The sequence below is a fragment of the Nocardioides houyundeii genome (assembly GCF_002865585.1).
In the GTDB taxonomy this organism is placed as follows: Bacteria; Actinomycetota; Actinomycetes; order Propionibacteriales; family Nocardioidaceae; genus Nocardioides; species Nocardioides houyundeii.
In genome coordinates this window covers 613,344-631,044 of record NZ_CP025581.1, presented here as the reverse complement: position 1 = coordinate 631,044, position 17,701 = coordinate 613,344, and the positions used below count along the sequence as shown (strand labels likewise).

General features: G+C 71.0%; 18 protein-coding genes. 7 read left to right on the top strand and 11 right to left on the bottom strand.

What is annotated here, in order from left to right; genetic code table 11:
• Positions 1 to 463 precede the first annotated feature (463 nt).
• Positions 464 to 1,246 carry a DUF1972 domain-containing protein gene (locus tag C0R66_RS03085; RefSeq protein ID WP_199286784.1) on the top strand — a complete coding sequence of 261 codons (783 nt, stop codon included), beginning with the start codon at positions 464 to 466 and terminating at the stop codon, positions 1,244 to 1,246.
• Positions 1,247 to 1,591: 345 nt separating this feature from the next.
• On the opposite strand, the gene C0R66_RS18550 is transcribed toward C0R66_RS03085, so the two are convergent.
• Both C0R66_RS18550 and C0R66_RS18545 read right to left on the bottom strand, forming a co-directional pair.
• Entirely contained in the window at positions 1,592 to 1,834 is a 243-nt protein-coding gene (locus C0R66_RS18550; protein ID WP_158647864.1) for a VanZ family protein, read from the bottom strand.
• On the bottom strand, positions 1,819 to 2,013 hold the full coding sequence (locus C0R66_RS18545; protein WP_158647863.1) for a hypothetical protein: 195 nt from the start codon (positions 2,011 to 2,013) through the stop codon (positions 1,819 to 1,821). Before C0R66_RS18545 ends, C0R66_RS18550 begins: the two co-directional genes overlap by 16 nt.
• Positions 2,014 to 2,185: 172 nt before the next feature.
• Between C0R66_RS18545 and C0R66_RS03075 the strand changes: the two genes are divergently transcribed.
• Positions 2,186 to 3,130 carry a S1 family peptidase gene (locus C0R66_RS03075; protein WP_158647862.1) on the top strand — a complete coding sequence of 315 codons (945 nt, stop codon included), beginning with the start codon at positions 2,186 to 2,188 and terminating at the stop codon, positions 3,128 to 3,130.
• On the opposite strand, the gene C0R66_RS03070 is transcribed toward C0R66_RS03075, so the two are convergent.
• Complete coding sequence (locus C0R66_RS03070) at positions 3,082 to 4,335, bottom strand: MFS transporter (protein WP_101523464.1); 1,254 nt, start codon at positions 4,333 to 4,335, stop codon at positions 3,082 to 3,084. The two genes, C0R66_RS03075 and C0R66_RS03070, sit on opposite strands and share 49 nt — an antisense overlap.
• Entirely contained in the window at positions 4,332 to 4,919 is a 588-nt protein-coding gene (locus C0R66_RS03065; RefSeq protein ID WP_101523463.1) for a winged helix-turn-helix domain-containing protein, read from the bottom strand. Before C0R66_RS03065 ends, C0R66_RS03070 begins: the two co-directional genes overlap by 4 nt.
• A gap of 146 nt (positions 4,920 to 5,065) precedes the next feature.
• Here C0R66_RS03065 and C0R66_RS03060 point away from each other — a divergent pair, with 146 nt between their 5' ends.
• From C0R66_RS03060 to C0R66_RS03050, 3 genes are read left to right on the top strand one after another with little or no spacing between them, the layout of a single operon-like run.
• Positions 5,066 to 6,655 carry a hypothetical protein gene (locus tag C0R66_RS03060; protein WP_101523462.1) on the top strand — a complete coding sequence of 530 codons (1,590 nt, stop codon included), beginning with the start codon at positions 5,066 to 5,068 and terminating at the stop codon, positions 6,653 to 6,655.
• The gene (locus tag C0R66_RS03055) at positions 6,652 to 8,247 is read left to right on the top strand and encodes a hypothetical protein (protein WP_158647861.1); all 1,596 of its coding nucleotides are present in this window, start codon (positions 6,652 to 6,654) and stop codon (positions 8,245 to 8,247) included. The genes C0R66_RS03060 and C0R66_RS03055 overlap by 4 nt, the downstream gene beginning before the upstream one ends.
• A 55-nt stretch (positions 8,248 to 8,302) precedes the next feature.
• The gene (locus tag C0R66_RS03050; protein WP_101523460.1) at positions 8,303 to 8,854 is read left to right on the top strand and encodes a Dps family protein; all 552 of its coding nucleotides are present in this window, start codon (positions 8,303 to 8,305) and stop codon (positions 8,852 to 8,854) included.
• A gap of 32 nt (positions 8,855 to 8,886) precedes the next feature.
• On the opposite strand, the gene C0R66_RS03045 is transcribed toward C0R66_RS03050, so the two are convergent.
• Genes C0R66_RS03045 through C0R66_RS03030 form a run of 4 tightly spaced genes read right to left on the bottom strand, consistent with a single transcriptional unit; the run spans position 8,887 to position 12,090 of the window.
• Positions 8,887 to 9,396 carry a hypothetical protein gene (locus tag C0R66_RS03045; protein ID WP_101523459.1) on the bottom strand — a complete coding sequence of 170 codons (510 nt, stop codon included), beginning with the start codon at positions 9,394 to 9,396 and terminating at the stop codon, positions 8,887 to 8,889.
• An 8-nt stretch (positions 9,397 to 9,404) separates the two neighbouring features.
• Positions 9,405 to 11,171: an alpha/beta hydrolase gene (locus tag C0R66_RS03040; RefSeq protein WP_101523458.1), complete on the bottom strand. Its 1,767-nt coding sequence runs from the start codon at positions 11,169 to 11,171 to the stop codon at positions 9,405 to 9,407.
• Positions 11,168 to 11,473, bottom strand: coding sequence for a hypothetical protein (locus tag C0R66_RS03035; RefSeq protein WP_101523457.1), 306 nt, complete (start codon positions 11,471 to 11,473; stop codon positions 11,168 to 11,170). Before C0R66_RS03035 ends, C0R66_RS03040 begins: the two co-directional genes overlap by 4 nt.
• A complete protein-coding gene (locus tag C0R66_RS03030; RefSeq protein ID WP_101523456.1) occupies positions 11,470 to 12,090 on the bottom strand; it encodes a hypothetical protein in 621 nt (206 codons plus the stop codon). The genes C0R66_RS03035 and C0R66_RS03030 overlap by 4 nt, the downstream gene beginning before the upstream one ends.
• 382 nt (positions 12,091 to 12,472) lie before the next feature.
• Here C0R66_RS03030 and C0R66_RS03025 point away from each other — a divergent pair, with 382 nt between their 5' ends.
• The gene (locus tag C0R66_RS03025; RefSeq protein WP_101523455.1) at positions 12,473 to 14,014 is read left to right on the top strand and encodes a sulfatase-like hydrolase/transferase; all 1,542 of its coding nucleotides are present in this window, start codon (positions 12,473 to 12,475) and stop codon (positions 14,012 to 14,014) included.
• Positions 14,015 to 14,061: 47 nt separating this feature from the next.
• Positions 14,062 to 15,306, top strand: a complete 1,245-nt coding sequence (locus C0R66_RS03020) for a dipeptidase (RefSeq protein ID WP_101523454.1) — start codon at positions 14,062 to 14,064, stop codon at positions 15,304 to 15,306.
• A gap of 31 nt (positions 15,307 to 15,337) precedes the next feature.
• Here the strand turns inward: C0R66_RS03020 and C0R66_RS03015 are convergent, their stop codons facing one another.
• The 3 genes from C0R66_RS03015 to C0R66_RS03005 form a co-directional block, all read right to left on the bottom strand.
• Positions 15,338 to 16,213, bottom strand: a complete 876-nt coding sequence (locus C0R66_RS03015; RefSeq protein WP_101523453.1) for a hypothetical protein — start codon at positions 16,211 to 16,213, stop codon at positions 15,338 to 15,340.
• On the bottom strand, positions 16,210 to 16,578 hold the full coding sequence (locus C0R66_RS03010) for a hypothetical protein (protein ID WP_158647860.1): 369 nt from the start codon (positions 16,576 to 16,578) through the stop codon (positions 16,210 to 16,212). The genes C0R66_RS03015 and C0R66_RS03010 overlap by 4 nt, the downstream gene beginning before the upstream one ends.
• A 147-nt stretch (positions 16,579 to 16,725) precedes the next feature.
• Positions 16,726 to 17,670, bottom strand: coding sequence for a hypothetical protein (locus C0R66_RS03005; protein ID WP_101523451.1), 945 nt, complete (start codon positions 17,668 to 17,670; stop codon positions 16,726 to 16,728).
• Between the last annotated feature and the right edge of the window lie 31 nt (positions 17,671 to 17,701).

The window sequence follows — 17,701 nt, the reverse complement described above, 5'->3', positions numbered from 1 at the left end:
CCCGCTTTGGTCGCACTCGCGGCCCCAACACCCTCGTCTTGCGCGAAGCGGCCTATACCCGGTGTTGACGCATCGACATACCACAATCGGGTTAAATCCGGTCAACGCAGTGGTTGTGATCTACGTCGCATGCTTCATTAGGGCATGTTCTCTGTTGGACTCCCCACCCGGCCGGTGGTCAAGTGTGCGCATTGCGGGCATGTCGAGGAACCACACCGTGCCGCTCGCCATGCACTGCGGCTCATTACGCGCCATCACTGCTCGGAAGTAGTAGACGCGACGTCCATCGCGGGGGACGAGCATTGCGGTTGTGGGGACCCTGTTCATCTGATCTGACCCGTTGCCCTCTCTCTGGGCTGTACCACGTATCCGCGCCGATCAGCAGAAGCATGTCCCCGGCGCGTAGCATCTAGCCCCAACACCAAGGCAGACGCCGCGTCGCGCCACCAGGGGGGGCACAGGCATGGGGATCTCGCAACTGCGGTTCGCGATGATCGGCACACGCGGTGTGCCAGCGCAATACGGAGGGTTCGAGACCGCGATCGAGGAGATTGGCCAGCGGCTTGTTAAGCGCGGCCATCGGGTCGACGTGTACTGCAGGAACGCTGGGCAGGACGAACGAACCCACCTCGGGATGCGTTTAATCAATCTCCCTGCCGTGCGCAAGCGCTCGTTGGAGACACTCAGCCACACGGGTCTCTCTGTCGCGCATGCCATCGGCAGTCGCCCGGACGCCGCCATTGTCTTCAACGCGGCGAACGCGCCCTACCTTCGCCTCCTCAAGATGGCCCGCATCCCGGTCGCCGTCCACATGGACGGGCTGGAGTGGAAGCGTGAGAAGTGGAAGGGTGCTGGTGCCCGGTACTACAAGCGGGCGGAGGAGAAGGCCGCCGCGTCCGGCGTGCCCCTCATCGCAGACGCCCGGGGCATCGCCGAGCATCTTCGGACCGCTTACGGACGCGACAGTCACTTCATTCCATACGGCGCACCGATCCTGGACGCCGGTGACGACCTACTCAATAAGGTCGGTCTTGAGCGCAACCGCTATCACCTTGTTGTTGCCCGGATGGAGCCGGAGAACCACGTCACTCAAATCGTGGAAGGGCATGTGGCCGCCAAGGCCGAGCTTCCTCTCGTTGTGGTGGGCTCCGCCCCGTATGGCAACGAATACATGGACCGGGTGCGCCGGCTGGCTCAGCAGGGCGACGTACGCCTGCTCGGGGGATTTGGGATCAGGAGCTCCTGAACCAGCTGTACGCCAACAGCCTCAGCTACCTGCACGGTCACTCGGTCGGCGGCACGAACCCGTCGCTACTGCGCGCCCTCGGTTGCGGCGCCCCCGTCACCGCGTTCGACGTCAACTTCAACCACGAAGTGACCGCTGGTCATGCCCGGTTCTTCAGCGACCCGGCGACCGTGGCGAATGCCATCCTCGCGGACGAGTTGGCTCCCGATGCGGCTCTCGGCCGGGGGAAACTGGGCAAGGAGCACGCGGCTCAGGCCTATCGCTGGGAGGCCGTCACGGACTCGTATGAGCACCTTCTACTTCAGCTCGCTCGCAATTGATCGCGGCCCTCATCGGGAGCGTCTATCACCTCGCGCGCTTCCCTGCATAGCTGCCCGCGACCAACCCGCAGGCCACGCCCACCAGACCACCCAGCGTGTTGGAGACGACGTCGCTGGACGTCGCCGACCGATCGGGCAACAGGACCCCTTGGATGAACTCGATCGCCAGTGACGCCACGAAAGTGCCGACAACCCAGTCGGCCCACCGCCAGCGGAACGAGAGATAGCCCAGCAGGGTCACCGGCGCGAACATCACCACGTTGAGCACGAACTCCACCCGTTGCGGGGGGCGAAGCTGGAAGACGCCCCGAGCTCGACCAGGAGCCGCCAGACGCGGTCGATGGCGCCGTTGCCGACGTCGGCCACCGGCTGGAACACCACGAACAACAGCACCACGACGTACGCCGCGAGCAGCAGCCGCAGGGTCTTCTGGTGGCGTTCGATCACCCCACCATCGTCCCGGCGTACCTGGCCCGTGGCTGCACTGGGGCTGGCGATGGACAGCGGGCCAGGTCGGCATCCGCGGCGACGTACCCAATCGGAGGGATTCCGGACACCTCCCGACCCGCATGTACTGGTGCCTCTCTGCCCCCACCCCAGCCAGTGAGGACTCCTCAGGATGAACCGTCACCTGCTCCGCGCCGCGGCCGTCGCCGTCGGCGGCCTGCTGCTCTCCCCCATGCTGCCCGCCTCCGCCATCGTGGGCGGTGAGCCGGACGCCGGCGAGCACCCCTTCGTCGGACAGCTCTTCTTCTACGTCCCCGACGCGGCCGACTCCCGCTTCGACGACCCGGGCGGCTGGTTCAACTGCACCGGCACCCTGATCGACCCCGACACGGTCGTCACCGCCGGACACTGCACCTATGCGGTCGGCGTCGAGGGGGAGGTCCCGGCCGACCCGCTGTCCGGTGGCACCGACGTGTGGTTCTCCGTGGCCGAGGCGCCGGACTACTCGGTGTTCCCGCCGAGCTCGACGTTCGTCCCGGACCGAAACGAGGAGCGCTACGAGACCTGGGCCGCGCTGTTGGACGCCAGCCCGCAGTGGTCCGAGGCCGAGTCCACCTTCACCCACCCCGACTACGTCGACGAGGAGTTCCTGCAGCACGACCTCGGCGTGGTCGAGCTGAGCGAGCCCATCGTCCTGCCCGAGTACGGCACGCTGCCCACGCCCCGCTACCTGGACCGCTACGCCGGGGGCGCCAAGAACCGCGCCCTGTTCGAGTCCGTCGGCTACGGCCTGGAGGGCAGCAGCCCGAAGAGCTCCTTCGGTGGCGACACCCGGCGCAAGGCAGACCGGCGGCTGGTGAGCCTCCGCGGCGCCTACGGTCTGCGGGACACCGCGGTGATGTTCTCCCACGCCGGACGCGGCACCACCGGAGGCACCTGCTTCGGCGACTCCGGCGGCCCGACGTTCGACATCACCACCCCGGCCATCGCCGAGCAGAACATCATCGTCGCGGTCACCTCGTTCGGGCAGAACTACAACTGCAACGCCAGCGGCAGCTATCGCATCGATCAGCCCGACGACCTGGCCTTCATCGCCGACCCCGCCGGCTCGTACTGAGTCTGCTCCTCAGCGCTGCGCGCCGGGCCCAGCTCGGCGCGCAGCAGCACCGCGACGTACGCCGCGGCGACGGCGATCACCACCGCCATCAGCGCGAAGATGATCCGCCAGTCCACCAGCACCACCAGGAGCGAGCCCATCCCCAGGGAGATCGCCTGCGGGGTGGTCAGCACCACCTCGGCCGCGGTGGAGACCCGGCCCATCAGCGCGTGCGGGGTACGTCGCTGCAGCAGCGTCATGTAGCTGACCATCATCAGCGGCAGTGACACCCCGCAGACCGCGGCGAAGACCAGCACCACCCACATGTGCGGCGAGAGCGCCATCCCGCCGATCGACACCGCCAACACAGTCAGGCCCAGGATGGCGACGGCCACCTCGCCGTGCCGCTTGATCAGCCAGCTCGAGCAGAGCCCGCCCGCGATGGCCCCCACGCCTTGGGCCGAGACCAGCACCCCGGCGTACGTCGGCTCCCGCTCGAAGCCGTCGAGCAGCGCGTAGATCGAGGCCTCCATGAAGCCCAGCACCAGCAGCGTCAGCCCGAAGCCGAACAGCAGGTGCTTGAGCACGTGGTCGGCCACGATGTGGCGCACCCCGGAGGAGAGCTGCACCCACATGGGCGACTCGTCGCGCACCGGTTCCTCCTCCAGCAGCGGGATCGTGGCGATCACCGCGGCGGCCACCAGGAACGTCACGGCGTCGATCAGCGCCACCGCCCAGCCGCCGAGGCCGGCGAACAGCGCCGCTCCCAGCAGCGGCCCGAACAGCCGGTAGGACTCCTTGACCGTCTGGATCGAGGAGTTCGCCTCCACCAGCAGGTGGCCCGGCATCATCTCCTTGAGCAGACCGTTCAGCCCGGCAGGGAGCACCACGAAGCTGATGCCGTAGAAGAACGCCACCAGCCAGATCAGCCACACGTCGCCCTCGTCGCGCACCGCCAGCAACGGCAGTACGGCGACCGCGGACGCCACATTGCCCCACACCAGCAGCGGCTTGCGCTTCACCCGGTCCATCAGCACCCCCAGCAGCGGCCCGAAGACCGCGGGGATGCACATGAACAGGAACGTCAGACCCGCCATCGCGTTGGAGTCGGTGAGCGTCTTGACCCACATGCTGAGCACCAGCAGCATGATCGAGTCACCCAGCATCGAGGCCGACAGCCCGGTGAACAGCCGCTTGAAGCCAGCCTGGGCGAACGCCGCCCTCATCGCGACTCCCCCGCAATGCTCGGGTCGACCGGAGCACCCCAGCCCACCAGCTCGCACAGCTGCGCCCCCTCGGGACGCTTGCTCGGGTCCTCGAGCCGGTCCAGGTGCCGCATCATCACCGCCGACATCTCGGCGTTCATCTCGGCCAGCTCGTCGGCGGTGAGCCAGGTGGCGCTCTGGCTCAGCGTCGCCGCGCGCCGCCACTCGGGCTTGTCGGCCACCGCCTGCTCGGCGGTCAGGAACCGGTCCACCCAGCGCTCCAGCCACATCCGGGTCAGCGCATGGCCGGCCATCAGGGTCTCGGCGTCGGCGTCGTCCTCCTGATTCCAGCCCATGCCGATGGAGCTCACCTGCCACGGCCGGCGCCGCCCGCCGGTGCTCTCGGCCTCCTCGACGAAGTTGTGCTCGGCGAGCTTGCGCAGGTGCCAGGAGCAGTTGGCCGGGGACTCCCCCAGCCGCTCGGAGAGCTCGGTCGCGGTCAGCGGGCCGTGCATGGTCAGCTGCTCCAGGATCGCCATCCGCAGCGGGTGGGCGATGGCGCGCAGCTCGCGGGGGTCCTTGAGGCGGCGGGGTTCGTCAGGCACGGATCGAAAGTACCCTTTCGAAAGGGTTCTTGCAATACTCGGGACAGCCCCACGCCTCTGTGACCGGCCTCATTGCCAATGACGAGCACGTGTGGTCGGCTGTGCCTCTTCGCCGTGCCGGCGGAGGACAACTACGGGGGTCTGTTGTGAAGCGTGCTTGGCCTGTCCTCATCCCGGTCGCGACGCTGTCGGCGCTCGTCGCCGCCGTACCGGCCCTGGGGGCGGCACCCGCCGGACCCGCGGCTGCGACGACCTGTCTCGGCAAGCCCGTCACGATCGTGGCGTCGCAGGCCGTGACGACCGGCACCGAGGGCGACGACGTGGTCGCGATGACGCCCGGGGCCTGGACCTCCTTCGACGCCCTCGGCGGCAACGACACCATCTGCCTCGCCTCGGGCGCGGCCACCGGAGGCCGGGACCCGCGCGCACCCTACGGAGCCGCGGACGCCGGGCCCGGCGACGACGTCGTCGTCTACTCCCCGGGGCAGCGGGCGACGGGGATCATGGAGGTGGGGCTCGGCGCCGGGAACGACACGTTCGTCGGCACCGGCGCTCCCACGATGCTCGAGCGCGTCTACGCCGACTCCAGCACCGAGATGTACAGCTACGCCGAGACTCCGCCCCCCGGTGACCATCGGGACGTGATCGACATGGGCGGTGCTGCCCCCCAGAACAAGGGCGCCTCGGAGTCGTACCGCGACTCGGTCTGGTCGGTCGCTCCCCGCGACGCGGCGAACGCCGATCGCATCACCTTCGGGAAGGGTCGGGCCTACCTCTACTACCGGGGCGCGATGGCCCCCGAGGGGAGCCTCGACGTCACCGCTGCCACGCAGACCACGCTGCACCTCCCGGAGCCCGGCGCCGCCGAGCCCGTGGCTCGTGGCGAGCTCCTGGTCGACGCCGTCGCCCGCCGCGCCTCCGTGGCGGGCCGTCAGGTGCTCGCCTGGCAAGGACGGGTCGACACCTACCAGTTCGCCGACGAGGAGACGTGGGACCTGCCGGTGTCGTTCCTCGGCTCCGACGCCGACGAGACCCTGCGGTTCGACCAAGGGACCTACGGCGACGTCCGGCTCGGCGGCGGCGACGACTGGCTGGAGGCGGCCGAGTACTCCTCCAGCGACGGGGTGATGTTCCGCTCGGCCGACGGCGGCCCCGGGAACGACACCGCCCTCCTCGTCCACAACTGCTCCCGCCTGGACATCCGCCTCGCGGCCAGGGTGACGTGCGACGACAGCAGCGCCGCCTACTCCGGCTTCGAAAGCGCGCCGGTGACGAACTACAAGGCGGGTGGCCACGTGACCCTCGTCGGGACCCGGGCTGACGAGTACCTCACTGCTGTCGCCGACCGGGTGACGATCCACGCGGGCGGCGGCGCCGACGACATCGCCGTCTGGGCTCAGCGGGTCCGGGTCAACGCAGGATCGGGGGCGGACACCGTCGAGGCGGACGGCCAGGACGTCATCGTACGCGGCCAGGCCGGCGCGGACCGGATCTCGCTCTCGCAACCCCGCGACAAGGTCCCGGGTAAGCGACCCGTGCTACGCCGGTGGGTGGCACTCGGCGGGCCCGGACGCGATGTGCTGACGGGCACCAGTCAGGTCAAGCACGCCGACCGGCTCATCGGCGGGCCCGGGCGGGACCGCGCCGACGGGGACGGCGGCGCGCGGGACTACTGCGACGCGGAGGTCACCCGACGCTGCGAGCGGGGCCCGGCGCGAGGAAGCGACCGACGATGACCACGGGGGATCTCTTGAAGCGTGTCTGGCTTGTCCTCATCCCGTTCGCGGCGCTGTCGGCGCTCGTCGCCGCCGTACCGGCCCTGGGGGCGGCACCCGCCGGACCCGCGGCCGCGACGACCTGTCTCGGCAAGCCGGTGACGATCGTGGCCGGCGCGACGGTCTTTCGCGGCACCGAGGGCGACGACGTGGTCGCGATGACACCCGGGGGCTGGGGCTCCTTCGACGCCCTCGGCGGCAACGACACCATCTGCCTCGCCCAGATCCAGCGAGTGCCCGGGGATGGGGAGGCGAGGGGTCGCGTGGACGCCGGGTCGGGCGACGACGTCGTGGTCAACCCCCCGGGGACGGGGGCGTACAGCCTGGACGTCGGCCTCGGGGCGGGCAGCGACACGTTCACCGGCAACAGCGAGACTCGCGAGCGCGTCTACGCCGAGACCGCCACCGACGACTACGACGGCCACACCGACCCTCCTCCCCCCGGTGACCAGCGGGACGTCATCGACATGGGCGGCGGTCCCTACCAGCCGACCTACGAGCCGGAGTGGTACGCCGACGCGGTCTGGTCGATCGCTCCTCCCGGCGCGGCGAACGCCGACCGCATCACCTTCGGGCCGGGCGGGTCCTTCCTCTACTACACCGGAACGATGGCCCCCGGAGGCAGCATCGACGTCAGCGCTGCCACCCAGGCCACGCTGCAGCTCCCGAAGCCCGGCGCCGCGGAGCCCGCGGCTCGCGGTGATTTCCTGGTGGACAACGTCGCCCGCCGCGCGGAAGTAGGGGGCGTCCAGGTGCTGGCGTGGCAGGGGCACATCGACACCTTCAACTTCGGCGACAAGGGGGAAGATGACTGGAAGGTCCCGGTGTCGTTCCTCGGCTCCGACGCGAGGGAGTCCCTGAGGTTCGACTACGGCACCTACGGCGACGTCCGACTCGGGGGCGGCGACGACTACCTGGAAACCTCCGAGTACGAACCCAGCCGCGGCCTGACGTTCCGCTCGGCGGACGGGGGGCCGGGTCGCGACACCGTCGCCCTCATCAACAGGTGCGCGACGCTGACCATCCGCCTCGCTGACACGCTGACCTGCGAGGGCACCAGCGTTCCGTTCACCGGGTTCGAGAGCGTGTACGCCACGACCCGCGTGGCCGACGGTCGCGTGAAGGTCGTTGGGACCGCAGCCGATGACGACATCGAGGTGAGGGCGAACCAGGTGACGGTCGACGCGGGGGCCGGCGACGACGGCGTGTGGCCCCGAGGCCGGAAGGTGCGGGTCAACGCCGGTCCAGGAGCCGACCACGTCGATGCTCAAGCCCAGGACCTCGTCGTGCGGGGCCAGGCCGGCCCGGACCGCATCAGCCTCGCGTACCCCTACGACGCCGTCCCCGGCGAGATACCGCGGGTACGCCGCTGGGTGGCGCTGGGCGGGCCGGGACGCGACGTCCTCAAGGGCACCCGCCAGAAGCGCCAGGTCGGCGACCGGCTGATCGGCGGGCCGGGTCGGGACCGCGCCGACGGCGACGCCGGCACGCGGGACTACTGCGATGCGGAGGTCACCCGACGCTGCGAGCGGGGCCCGGCCAGGCGGCGGTGACTACCAAGTCCCCGGAACGGGTATACAGAAAGCGAACCCGACAACAGGAGGACAGATGGCAACCGGCTTCAACGTGCCCGGCATGACCGCGAAGGACAGCAAGACCGTCATCAAGGCGCTGCAGGACCGACTCAACGCCTACACCGACCTGCACCTGACCCTCAAGCACGTGCACTGGAACGTGGTCGGCCCGACGTTCATCGCCGTCCACGAGATGATCGACCCCCAGGTCGAGGCCGTCCGCGGCTTCGCCGACGAGACCGCCGAGCGCATCGCCACCATGGGCGGCACGCCGGTCGGCACCCCCGGCGCGATGGTCAAGGACCGCGGCTGGGACGAGTACTCCATCGGCAAGGACACCGCCCAGGCTCACCTCGGCGCGCTGGACCTGGTCTACACGGGCCTCATCAAGTCCTGCCGCGAGGCGATCGAGACCGTGGGCGAGCTCGACCCGATCTCCGAGGACCTGCTGGTCTCGCAGACCTCGCAGCTCGAGCAGTTCCACTGGTTCATCCGGGCCCACCTGGAGAGCTCCTCGGGCCAGCTCAGCACCACCGGCTCCAAGACCGAGGTGCAGGCCGCCGCCGCGGCCAAGAAGGCCAAGTAGCGCAGACGCTCCACCCGGGACTGCTCCCGCGTTCAGCCGTCCAGGCGCTCGCGGGAGTAGTCCCAGCCTTTTGTCCCACCCTCGCCCAGCTCCACGCAGTCGCCGGCGACCGAGAACGTCACCTCGTCGCTGCGGTAGGCGTTGATCCGCAACGACGCCGTCACCCCGTCCCGCTCCAGGTTGGCCCAGGGCTGGGGGTCGCTCCCCTCCTCGGTCACCGTCCATCCCTGCGCCACCAGCGCCTCGGCCGCAGCCTGCACGCTGGCGCCCGGGTCGACCGACGGCACCAGCCGCCCCGAGGCCCGGTACTCCACGCCCGCGTCCGGCGGGCCGCCGCAGACCGTCCACTTGCCGTAGAGGTCGCTCACCTCGCCCTGCGGTGCGACCGTCTCGGAGATCTCCCGCAGCCGGGAGACCACCTGTTCGCGCTGCTCGTCGGTGTCCACCGGCGCGCTCCCTTCCTCCGGATCCGATCCGCACCCTGCCAGACCCGCGACCAGCACGGTGATCAGCACGGCGACCAGCACGGTGGCGTGGCGCACGTGACCCCTCACTGGCCCGTGTCCGAGCGGCCCGGGATGTCGCTGGTCGGCTCCCGCTCGCCCTCGTTGTCCTCGGCCCACCGCCACCAGGGGTCGTAGCTCTGCTCGGCCTCGTTGACGTCGTCGCCGTGACCGTCGACGATCCGGCCGAGGTTGTAGAGCGACTCGCTGTCCGGGTCGAAGTAGCGGCTGTGGTCGTCGAAGTTGCGGTGGTCCCCGCGCTCGACCGACTCGGCCTCGAAGCGGGTGGCGTCGAAGTCGCGCGAGGACGGGTCCACCCCCAGCCCGCCGGGGTTGTGCAGCCACCCCTCGTCGCCGAAGAACGCCACCGCGTCCCGGCTGTTGCGGCCCACGTAGACGTGGTCGCGGCCGACGCTGAAGTCCGACGCGTCGTCCGAGGGGCCGGCGCCGGGGCTCCCGATGAGCACCACGTCGTCGACCTTCAGGCCGTGGTCCACTGCGGCGTACGACGTGGTGGTGGAGCCGTAGCTGTGGCCGATGGCGGTCATGTGGGCGGGGTCGCCCGACCGGCTGGCCCGCATCCCGTCGATCGCCTCGGCCAGCCGGCGGCCGCCGTCCTCGGCGCGGCCGCGGGTGACGGTGTCGACGTCGATGGCGTCCTCGGGGGTGTTGTAGCCCAGCCAGAACATCGTCGCCACCGTGGAGCCGTCGCCGTTGTAGCGGGCGGACTCGTACAGGTTGGCGGCGTTCTCGGTGTAGTCCCCGACGTCCGCCATCGTGGTCTTGATGCCGGGGATGTGCACCGAGACGTCGTCGGCGGTGTCCAGGTCGCCGACCCCGACCGCGACCCGGCCGTCGCCCTCGTAGGCCCCGGGGTCGTAGAGCCACAGCTGGCCGCCGGGACGCTCGGGCGGGTCGGTGCCGGGCAGCACGTAGCCGTCGGCGGTCTTGAGCGCGTCCCGGGTGGCCTTGGCGTTCTCCAGCATCTGCCGCTCGTCGGGGTCCAGGGTGCCGTCGTCCTCCTTGGCGCCGAGCCGCGACAGGTCGCCGTCCAGGGAGACCCGGTTGGCCTGGTCGCGGACGTCGGCCGGCAGTCCGTCGGCGCTGCCCACCAGGCCCGGGTAGGCGGAGATCACCGCCTCCTGCTCGGCGGGACTGAGGCTGTCCCACCAGCTCTTGGTCTGCTCCGGGGTCGCTCCGGTGCCGGGCGCGCCCGGCTTGGTCATCGCGTCCCGCGCGGTGTCGTTGACCCCGCCGTCCTTGGACAGGGCGTCGCTGAGGCTGGTGGCGGCCTCGAAGGTGAGGCGGAGCAGGTCCTCGTTGTCCTGCACCCGGCGCGCCCACGCGTCGTGGTCGGTGACCAGGTCGCGGTAGCTCTTGGCCAGGTCCGAGGCCCGGGTCTCCAGCGCCGTGACCTGCGCCGGGGTCAGGTCGACCGCGGACTCGATGTCGCTGATCAGGGTGGAGCGGGTGGCGTCCAGGGCGGTACGCCGGTCCTTGAGGTCCCAGTAGGCGCGCTTGAGGTCGCGCAGGTTGTCGGCGTACGCCGTGACCGCGTGCGCCACCCGCTTGACCGTGGTGCCCATCGCGGAGTGCTCGGTGGAGACCCGGCCCGCGGCGTCCTGGTAGGCCTGGTAGGCGTCGCCGGTCCACACGCCGTTCATCGGGCGAAGCGTCTCTGCGGTGTCGCCGACCTCCTCGTAGCGCCCCGCCACGGCGTACAGCGTGTCGGCGAGGGTGTCCGCGCTGCCCGCCTCGCCCTTGGGCGCGGTCATCTCCGGCTCGGCGGCCGGGACGTTGATTGTGACCGTCATCGCGACGGCCCCAGCCGGGAGTCCAGCGCGCTGTAGCCGCCGGACTGCTCGCCGTCGGTGCCCTGGACGTCGGAGACGGAGGCGCGCAGCGCGCCCGCCATGCCCGCAGCGATCGCCGCCGACTCCCCCGCGTAGCCCTGCCAGGCGGTCAGGAAGGAGTTGGCCGCCCCCTGCACGCCCGGTGCCAGCCCGCCGGTCGAGGCCGACCCCAGGTCCTTGGCGGAGTCCTGGAGCAGGGTCCCGAGGTCGTCCCACTTCACCGCCCCCGCGACCAGCGGGTCGTACTCCCAGCCGATGGTCATGACTCCCCCTGCCCGATCAGCTCCCGGGCCCCGGCCCCGACCACGTGGTCGGCGGACCGGACCCGCAGCACCAGGCGGTGCGACTCCGGCACCAGCACCATCAACAGCTCGCGGCGGCCCAGCCCGGCCGCCAGCTCCGCGTCCTCGGCGGCGGCCTGGTCGGCGCCCTGGCCGGCGTTGAGCCGCGGCACCCCCCGGGGCGGCACGAACACGTGCCACCCGTCGCCCTCCAGCACGCCGATCGCCGCACGCAGCCGCCGTACGCCGGCGGAGGTCTCCACGCCCTCGGCGGTCAAGGTGGTCTCGCGGCGGATCCGGTCCGGCGCGCCGCCGGGCAGCCAGCGGGTCTCCACCCGCACTGCGCTGGCGTGGTCGCCCACCAGCCGCGCCCAGGTACGGCGTACCGACTCGTCGGCGTGGGTGGCGACCGTCTCGGGCTCCTGCACCGCGACGCCGGGCGGCGTCTCGTCGGACCCACCGGCCGCAGGCGGCAGCAGCACGATGTCGATGTCGGGATGGCGGCGCCGCACCACGGACCAGAACGGGTCCTGGCTCACGGCCTCGTGACCCGACTCGTGACCCGACTCGTGGTCCGAGCCGTCAGTTCCTGCATCCATGTGGTGACCCCCCGCTTCTTGAGGGGCACCTTGCCCCGAGCGCACACCCTTCAAACGAGGCTGACCGCGTCCGGGACACGCCTTGCGCGGGATCAGGAATGGCGCTCCACGTGGGGGCAGTGCGGGCCGTAGCGCTTGCGGCACCGCAGCGTCCGCCTCATCCGACGAAACATTCTGGGCATGGCAACTTCCTTCTGCGACAAGCCCGAGACGGCGGATCGTTTCCCGCTCGAACGTAGGGGCGCCGGGTGCGCGGTGGCGAGAGCGCGGACCCGGAGTTACCTAAACGTAGGTAGTGTGTCTCCGCTCACGCCAAGGTCCGGGTGGCGTGGCACAAAGCCGTCCTGCCGCCCCAGTCGGCGGCCGGTGAGAGGATGACGTCATGTTCCACGTCGCCCGCTCGCTCGGAGCACTGCTGTGCGCGGGTCTGCTCGTCTCCGCCCTCACCACTGCCTCCCCCGCCCAGCCCACGCGCACCGGTCCCGCTGCCTACGTGCCGGCCACCGTCGACGCCAGCGACCTGAAGACCGCCGACCGGGGTGCCGGGGCCGATCGGGACGACCGGCCCAACGTGATCGTGGTGCTCACCGACGACATGCGGGCCGACGAGCTCAAGCAGATGCCGCGCACCCGGGCACTGATCAGGGACCGCGGCATGGAGCTCACCGACGCCACCTCGCCGCACCCGCTGTGCTGCCCCGCGCGGGTCGAGCTGCTCACCGGTCAGTACGCCCAGAACAACGGCGTGCGGCACAACGAGTCCCGGTACGGCGGCTACCACCGGCTCAAGACCGGCAACACCATCGGGACCTGGTTCGCCGGGCAGGGCTACAACGCCGCCTTCGTGGGCAAGCACGTCAACGGCTACGAGAACGACAGCCCCCGCGACCCCGGCTGGAACATCTGGGAGCCCATCACCGGCAACCCCACCGACTACTTCAAGTTCCGCTTCTTCGGCAACGAGCGCTACAAGCGCGACTACGTGACCAGGCGGATCGAGGAGAAGACGAACTCGGCGATCCGCGCCCTCTCCGCCGCGGACCGGCCGTTCCTGCTCTTCTCCAACCACGTGGCCCCGCACGAGCGCCAGCAGACCGGCCGCGGCGGCCTGGTCAACCCGCCGTACGAGAAGCAGTACGCCGCGGTGGCCAAGCACCTCAAGGCTCCCTCGCTGTCCGCCCGCTCCTACAACAAGAGGGTCAAGGGCGGCCTGCCGTCGAAGATGCAGCCCGACCCGCACCCCAAGTCGGTGGTGCAGAAGAAGTGGCAGGCCCGCGTCCGCTCCCTGCAGTCGGTGGACGCCGCCGTCGCCTCGATGGTCGACGCCCTCACCGCCTCCGGCGAGCTGGACAACACCTACCTGGTCTTCACCTCCGACAACGGCTACAGCCTCGGCGAGCGGCGGCTGCAGAAGAAGAACAACCTGGTCAACGAGACGCTGCGGGTCCCGCTGGTGATCGCCGGTCCCGGCATCGCCCCCGGCTCCAGGTCGCCGCTGCCGGTCACCCTGGTCGACCTCGTCGCCACCATCACCGACCTCACCGACGTGCAGCCCAACCTGACCACCGACGGCGCCTCCTTCGCGCCCACGCTGCGCGGCGCGGACCAGTGGTGGCGCGACACCACGCTCATCCAGACCGGCTACAAGTACAACCCCGCCACCGACCGCAAGCTCAAGCACAAGGGCTGGGCGCTGCGCGGGGTCCGCACCGAGCGCTACACCTACGCCCGCGACATGAACACCGGCGAGAAGATGCTCTTCGACCGCCAGCGCGACCCGTGGGAGCTGAAGAACGTGGTCGACACCCGGCGCTACGCCCGGGTCGTGGCCGAGCTGGAACGACGAGCCGGCAAGCTGCGCAACTGCAACGGCGACAACTGCAACCGGACCTTCGGCCGGGTGCCGAAGCCGCGCAAGCGCTGAGGCTCGGCTCGCCCCTGTGCGGGGCCGGTTGCTCCTAGACTCCGGCGGTGACCACCACTCCGGACCCCGCGCCCGACTCCGCCGCTGACTCCGCCTCTGACGCCTCGGTCCGGCCGCGACGCCGCTGGGTACGACGTACCGTGCTGGGGCTGGCGCTGCTGCTGGTCGTCGGCCTCGTCGGGTTCTTCGCCCTGGTCCCCGGTGTGGTGGAGCGGAGGCTCAACCGGGTGGTGGCCACCGACCTGCCCGAGGTCAGTCCCCAGACCCAGGCGCTGCACGACGAGCTGACCATCGCGGACATGCACTCCGACACCCTGATGTGGAACCGCGACCTGCTGGAGCGCAGCGACCGCGGGCACATGGACCTGCCCCGGCTGGAGGAGGGCAACGTGGCGCTCCAGGTGTTCTCCTCGGTCACCAAGTCCCCCAAGGGCCAGAACTACGAGGCCAACAGCGACGAGTCCGACAACATCACCCTGCTCACCGTCGCCCAGCTCCAGCCGCCCCGCACCTGGACCTCGCTGCTCCAGCGCGGGCTCTACCACGCCGACAAGCTGGAGCAGGCGGCCGAGGACTCCGACGGCCGGCTCCAGCTGGTCCGCACCAAGGGCGACCTGGACCAGCTGCTGGCCGCCCGGGCCGCCGGCGAGCAGGTCACCGGCGCCCTGTTCTCCCTCGAAGGGCTGCAGAGCCTGGAGGGCGACCTGGACAACCTCACCGAGCTCTACGACGCCGGGGCGCGGATGGCCGGCTTCACCCACTTCTTCGACAACAAGGCCGCCGGCTCCATGCACGGCACCGACAAGGGCGGCCTGACCGACCTGGGCCGGGCCGCGGTGGTCAAGATGGAGGAGCTCGGGATGGTGGTCGACATCGCCCACGCCAGTGAGGCCGCGGTGGCCGAGATCCTCCGGATCGCCACCCGACCTGTGGTCTCCAGCCACGGTGGCGTGCAGGCCACCTGCGACGAGAACCGCAACCTCTCCGACGACCAGATCCGCGCCGTCGCCGCCACCGGTGGCGTGGTCGGGATCGGCTACTGGGACGCCGCCATCTGCGACCGCTCGCCGGCCGCGGTGGTGGACGCCCTGGAACACGTGATCGAGGTGGCCGGGATCGAGACCGCCGCCCTGGGCAGCGACTACGACGGCGCGACCACGGTGGCCTGGGACACCAGCGAGATCGCGGTCATCACCCAGGAGCTGACCGAGCGCGGGCACAGCGCCGAGGACGTCGCCGCGATCATGGGGCTCAACACGCTGCGGGTGCTGCGTGAGGTGCTGCCGGACTGAAACGGACGCCGCACCGTCCCTCGGCCCGGGCTCAGTCCTCCTCGGCCTCGCGCCGGATCCGCGCCAGCCGCTTGGCCTCCTTGGGGGTCACCGTGCCGTCGGCCGTCTTGGCGGACAGCCGCATGGTGATCTCCTCGTCGCGGGTCCGGTCCGCGCGCTCGCGCACCTCCGGAGGGATGCCGTCGCTGTTGGCGATCAGGTGGGCGTACGAGGCCGACACCGCCCGCTTCTCCTCCGCGGAGAGTCCCTGCCACCACTCCCGGACCGCCGCCGGGGCCGCGCCGCTGCGCGGGGAGCCTGCCTTCTCCATCGCCCGGACCGCGAGGTCGGGACGCCCGCCGACCTCCGAGAGCACGTCGTCACGGGTGATGGCGTTGTCCAGCGCCTGCTGCAGCAGGTCCTCGTTGTCCGCGACGCCGCGGCGCAGCTCGCGCTCGTCGTGCACCAGCACCTTGTAGTCGACGGCGAGGTCGTCGGCGCTGCCCTGCCACGCGGTGGCCTGCTCCGGCGTCACGGCGGTGGCGGAGCTGATCGCCGAGGTGAGCCGCTCCAGTCGCTCGTCGAGGCGGGCCTTGCGGGCCACCAGCTCCTCGTGGGTGCGCAGGTGGTGGCGCAGCCGGTCGGCGCAGGCCAGGATCACCCGGCCGACCCGCTTGGCGGTGTCGCCCATCCGCTCGGCCTGCTCGCTGACCATGCGCGTGCGCTGGGCGTAGGTCTGCTGGCTGCCCCCGCGCCACGCCCCGTCGAGCCGCAGCTGGCCCGCCTCGTCGGAGAACTCGTCGTACCTCCCGGAGGCCTCGAGCAGGGTGGCAGCAAGCAGGTCCATGCCGTCGGGGTCACCCTCGGGCCGGGCGATGACGGCCGGCTCGGCGAGCGGCAGGGTGACGGTGACGGGTGTGGTCGTCACCCCACCGCACCCAGCCGCGAGGAGAGGGCGGTGTTGTTGGCCGGGGTGCCGTTGGTCGTGGTGTCGTCGAGGCGAGCGACCGACAACCCGGTGAACTGCTCCACCGCCTGGGACTCCACGCCCTGGAAGTCCTCCACGGTGGCCTGGAGGGAGGTGACGAACTCGCCGGCCTCCCTGGCCGCCTCCCCGGCGTACGTCGTCCAGGCCTGGAAGAACGCCTCCCCGGTGGGCTGCACCCGGGAGGGCAGCACGCCGATGGGCGCCGCCGCGAAGTCTTCGGCGGTCTCGGTCATCAAGCCGCGGAGGTGGCGCCACTCCCTGGTCGCCTTGCCGATGTAGGTCACCCCGACGAACATGTCCCTCATTGGCTGCTCCCGTCGTTGTGCCCCTGGTGGTCGATGAGTCATGCCCGGAGCCGGGCGGTTCAAACCCCGGTTGCCCCACCTGCTCGTGGCGGGAGCTGAAAGCACCATCCGGGCCTGCATTGTGGTGCTCTGGCTTCCCGTCACGGCTCAAGCCACCCGCCAGCGCCGCTGACCCGGTGGCAGCCACCTGGCCCGGGACCTGGCGGCCGTCATCCGGGCGACCTGGGTGGAGACACTGTCCCCCGCGACGACGGTGAACCGCTCTAGCCCGACGGCCTGGAAGCGCTCCCGCCGCTCCTCGTCGCTGCGGTGCCTGGCCCGGGTGCGGTGGTTGGCACCGTCGTACTCGCCGGCGACGCCTGAGACCGGGTCCAACAGGTCGGCGACGCCGACGAACCGGCCGGCCAGGTCGATGACCTCAGCGTTGACCAGGGGCCGGTCGAACCCGGCGTCCAGCTCCCAGACCAGCCTCATCAGGGTCTCCCTCGGCGACCGGCTCCGCTCGCACGCGTGGTCCAGCGCCCAGCGCAGCCGTCTGGTCCCCCGCCGTCGTACGTCGTCAGCCAGACGGTCCCGCACCCGGCGGATCGAGGTGAGCCGGGCCAGCGCGGCCATGTCCATCACCACCACGGCCGCTCGCCCGGACCCGGCCAGCTGCATCTGGTCGAGGACCGCGGTCTCGGGATCCGCACACGGCAGGCTCTGGCGGAAGACTGCCGGGCCAGGCGCGGTCGTGCGGATCACCCGGGCGCCGGGGATCTCCCGACGGGTCTCGTGCGGGATCCGCACCGGCACCGGCAGCCAGGTCAGTCCGTCCCCGGCCAGGCCGTCGAAGTAGCCGGCACCGGCCAGCCGCAGCGCCGCCCAGCCGGTCAGCAGCCCCCCGGACGGCAGCGCCCCGGCGACCTCGGCCGCCCGCTGCTCGGGCGTCAGTGGCACCCCGCTGGGGACGTAGAGCCCGCGACTGGAGCGGCGCCACGTGACCGACCTCGCCTGCCCCCGGGTCGGACCGGTGATGCCGTCCGGGTCCAGCCGCACCGGATGCACCACCCGGACCGGTCGACAGGTCGCACCCCACTCGTCCGGATCCATGACCCGAATGTCCCGTGACTGACCACCCGGC